This window comes from Vibrio sp. V10_P2A27P122 (assembly GCF_963874335.1).
Classification (GTDB): Bacteria; Pseudomonadota; Gammaproteobacteria; order Enterobacterales; family Vibrionaceae; genus Vibrio; species Vibrio anguillarum.
The window spans coordinates 1-4,450 of sequence record NZ_CAWNHY010000129.1 but is presented as its reverse complement, the minus strand read 5'-3'; the positions used below and the strand labels follow the sequence as shown (position 1 = coordinate 4,450).

Annotated in this window: 2 protein-coding genes; both read right to left on the bottom strand. The window is 45.5% G+C overall.

Annotated features, from left to right (window positions below; translation table 11 throughout):
• Positions 1-838, bottom strand: an 838-nt coding sequence (locus AACQ17_RS06640; protein WP_094167775.1) for a DMT family transporter, incomplete at its 3' end; no start/stop codon positions are given.
• 122 nt (positions 839-960) lie between these two features.
• Positions 961-4,047 (bottom strand): ribonuclease E, encoded by a 3,087-nt coding sequence (gene rne / locus AACQ17_RS06635; protein WP_094147848.1) that lies wholly within the window; start codon positions 4,045-4,047, stop codon positions 961-963.
• Between the last annotated feature and the right edge of the window lie 403 nt (positions 4,048-4,450).

Sequence of the window (4,450 nt, the reverse complement as noted above, 5' to 3'; positions counted from 1 at the left end):
GAACAAGCCCCAGCCCATCTTTAATTTTCACCGATTGTTTTAGCCAAAAAATAGAAATTAACATCGTAAAAAAGATCTCAATTTGGCCTAAAGTTTTTACATAAGGTACGGTTTGAAGAGACATTGCACTGAACCAACCAATAGAACCAAGACAGCTACTTGTGCTGGTTAATAGCGTTAGCTTAGGTCTTACCCATAATTGTTTTAATGAGTTGTTGTCGGTCACCATTAGGTAAATTAGCAGTAATAAAGTCTGCAGTGAAATGACCAACAATAATACCCAAGCAGCACTGTGTGGAAAGGGTAAGCCAAGTGCTAAGCTGGCTTCACGTACCCACAATGAAGTGAGTGCAAAGGCACTACCACAACTTAATCCCAGTAAAACAGTTGGCATTGAAAGCTGCTTAATATTGCCGTGCGTGCTCATCAAAAATACACCAATGCCACCAACGATGACGCCAATCCAGCCCAAGCCTGTCAAATGAGTCCCAAAAAAAATCATCCCTAAAATAGCGGCAACTAAGGCTTCGCTTTTGGCTAGCCCAGCACCTACGGCATAGTTATTTAATTTAAAAAGCTTAACCATGAGCGCTGTCGCGACGATTTGCATCAATGACGCGCCGATAATGAAAGCGATAAAGGTCAATGACAATGTAGGTAATTTCGCGGGTATGAAATGATACAAAGTGATGAGATAGAGAGCCGCGATAGGGCCAGCCCAAAGAAAGCGGGCAAGGGTAACACCAGTAGTACTGACCTCAGTTGCTAAGCGACTTTGGAATGCATTGCGCCAAGATTGCATGAATGCGGCCAGAAGGGTGAATAAGATCCAAGTCATGGAAGTCCATTTTGAGTGACAAGAAAGAGGCAATGCTATGAGATGCAGAGATATTGGGCAAGCGGAATATAAAAAGGGCTGCGAATGCAGCCCTTTAATGGTATTTAAACTCGGTTCAGAGATTAATACTGTGGTTTAGTCATTGCCGCACCAGCTTGACTTTGCGCTGACTGGCTGCCTGCTGCACGAGTTGCAATTCGTTCAGCATGGAAAGGTGCTGATACGATTTCAATCTCTTTGAGCAACAAAGAGCCTGAGGCTTTGGTCATCGGAGAGAATGCATGCGCTTTGATTGTTTTGGGTAATACGGCTTCAGGTGCCTTAGTTACTGCTTCAACCTTCAATGCTGGTACTTTCTCTGTCGTGGCTTTTTCTTCGACAACGAGCTCAATAGCGGTAGTCTTTTCAATAACAACTTCTGCGATCACTGGCTCTGAAATAACGGCTTCTACAGTGACCGATTCTGTGACTGAAACCGATTCTGTTACCACTGCCGATGGTACTTGAGGTTCAATAGCGTCCTGCAAAGAGACTGTAACAGGTTCTTCAACGACGCTCTGGTTCTCTTCGTGGCGAATAATGACCTTACCCATTGCCATTTCAGGGAAAGCAAAACCACCTAACGTTATCTCGGTATTGTTATCTACGACATCTGCCACTTGTTGAACAGGTTCAACCGCTGCGACTTGCTCTGTTACCGGTGCTTGATACACAGGTTTAGAGAGGTCATAACGAGGCATCACTTTACCCATTGCCATCTCAGGAGAGGCAACCCCACCTTTGCGTAAACGGAATGGGTTAGGGCGACGATCACGACCACGGCGTCGACGTTGACCACTGGCTCGTAAATGACGAGGGGAGCGGCGATTGCGACGTTGATTTTGATCGTCATTCTCATTGTCGTCATTTTGTGTAACAACCGATGTCTCAACAGATTGTGCTGTTTCAGCTTTTACGGCTTCAATAACCTCTGCTGCCGGGGTTGTATTGATCAACATTTCAGCTTCTGGTTGTTCTTGAGCGATTGTCTGATCTTTTACACGAACTTGTTTGTTTAACTTACGGCGTTGACGGCGTTCTTTGACTTTTGCCGTTTTCTCTTCCGTTTTATCTTCATTCGCTGTCAAGGTAACGGCTTGCGCTTCAGCCGCAAGTTGTAGCCCTTGCTCCGCTAACTTTTCAGATTTGCTGTCATCACGCTTGTTGCGGCGCTCTTGTTTTGGCTTGCGAGCTTGTGTCTTACGAGGCTCGTTAGTAGCAACAATTTCTTTGTCTTGTGTTTCTTCAACAAGAGCAGAGGTATTGACAGGTTTACGTTTGTTTCTGTCACGGTTTGCGTTGTCGCGATTAACATTTTCACCGCGTCCGTTACGACGACGTTGGTCATTTCGATCACGACGCTGGCGTGGTGCTTGGCTACGTTCGTTTTCTTGTTTTTGTTGCTCTTCCTCAGTTTTCACCTCTTCCGTGGTGGTTGAGAAGATGCTACCAAGAGCTTTAACGATGCGGCCAAATAGACCTGGTTTACCTGGTTCAACAGCGATCTCTTTGACTGGAACCGCTACCTCTGCTTTAGGTGTTGGAGCTGGAATAGTTTGTGCTGGAGCAGCAAACCCTTTCAACGCAGGTTCTTCAATGCGTTTTGGTTTGAAATCGATATCTGAGCTTTCTTTACCTTCTGCTTCTTTCAGTGCTTCTAGTTTCATTGGCACTAAGTAAGAGAGTATTTCTTGCTCTTCCCCTTCACGGACACGGATCACTTCAAAATGAGGCGTTTCCATTTCAGAGTTAGGGACAATGGTGATCTCGACTTCTTGAATGCGTTCAATATGATTGATTGAGCGACGTTTTTCATTGAGTAGATAAGATGCAATAGGAACGGGAACCACCGCCATAACTTGAGCGGTATTATCTTTTAGTGCTTCTTCTTCAATGAGACGTAAAACAGAGAGCGCAAGAGATTCATTATCACGAACCACTCCGGTGCCAGAGCAGCGTGGGCAGATATGGTGGCTTGCTTCGGCAAGTGATGGGCTCAAGCGCTGACGCGACATTTCTAACAAGCCAAAACGTGAAATTCGGCCAATTTGTACGCGAGCACGATCTAGGCGTACGGCATCGCGTAAACGGTTTTCTACTTCACGTTGGTGACGAACAGGAGTCATATCGATGAAATCGATAACCACTAATCCGCCCAAATCGCGCAGACGTAATTGGCGAGCAATTTCATCGGCTGCTTCTAAGTTGGTGTTAAGCGCCGTCTCTTCAATATCGCCGCCTTTTGTTGCACGAGCAGAGTTGATATCAATTGAGGTCAATGCTTCGGTTGGGTCGATAACAATAGAGCCACCAGAAGGCAAACGCACTTCACGCTGGAAAGCCGATTCGATTTGGCTTTCAATTTGGTAATGGCTAAATAGGGGTACTTCACCGTCGTATTTTTTTACACGACTCACGAAATCAGGACGCACCAAACGAATGTGCTCAAGGGCACGTTCATAAATTGTGTTGCTATCAATTAGAATTTCACCAATGTCACGACGCAGATAATCACGAATTGCGCGTACAATGACGTTGCTCTCTTGGTGAATAAGTAGCGGTGCAGGACGCAAATCGGAAGCCTGTTTGATTGCGCTCCAGTGATTGAGCAAAACGTTTAAGTCCCACTCTAGCTCTTCCGCACTTTTGCCCACACCTGCAGTGCGAACGATAAGGCCCATGCCTTGAGGAAGCTCTAAACTGCTCAATGCGGTTTTTAATTCGGTACGCTCATCGCCTTCGATACGGCGTGAAATACCACCGGCACGAGGATTGTTTGGCATAAGAACTAGGTAGCTACCAGCAAGAGAAATGAAAGTGGTCAACGCAGCGCCTTTGCTGCCTCGCTCTTCCTTTTCAACTTGGACAATAACTTCTTGGCCTTCTTTAAGCGCTTCTTTGATGTTTGGACGGCCTTGGTAAGTGTAGCCATCAGGGAAATATTCGCGGGCAATTTCTTTGAGAGGAAGGAAACCGTGACGTTCAGCGCCGTAATCAACAAATGCAGCTTCTAAACTCGGTTCAACACGGGTGATACGTCCTTTATAGATGTTCGCCTTTTTAGATTCATGCCCTGGACTTTCGATGTCTAGATCAAAAAGTCGTTGGCCATCAACCAGCGCGACACGCAACTCTTCTTTTTGAGTTGCGTTAATTAGCATTCTTTTCATTTAAAAATCTCGTTATCTTTCTTTAGTTTTGATTATTGGACTTGTTGCTGGGTTTCGTTTTCACGGTGCCAGATCCCATGACTAAAAGGTGCAGCCTCCCGGCTGGAGGGGATGCTCTAGGGCACTTCAGTTATCGCACGCACACGATTGCCTGCGATCCGCGTATTGGCGGAAAATACTCAACATGAAATGACGATGAGTAGAGCAACAAGATAGCTTCGCTCAATAGTGTCTTACGCCATGTGCAGCACATTGACGCTTAGCAGTCTACTCACTATTTTGCTCAAAAATGGACGGTAAAGAATAAAAAATCACCGAATCATTCATTGCAGCTGTGAACTATAGCAGTGACAGGTAAACACAGCAATCTGCTTTGTTATGAACAGGTCAAAAAAATGAGAAT

Bases quoted from the DNA above. Each gene is read 5' to 3' on its own strand.
- rne (WP_094147848.1), bottom strand. From the start codon at position 4,047: ATGAAAAGAATGCTAATTAACGCAACTCAAAAAGAAGAGTTGCGTGTC.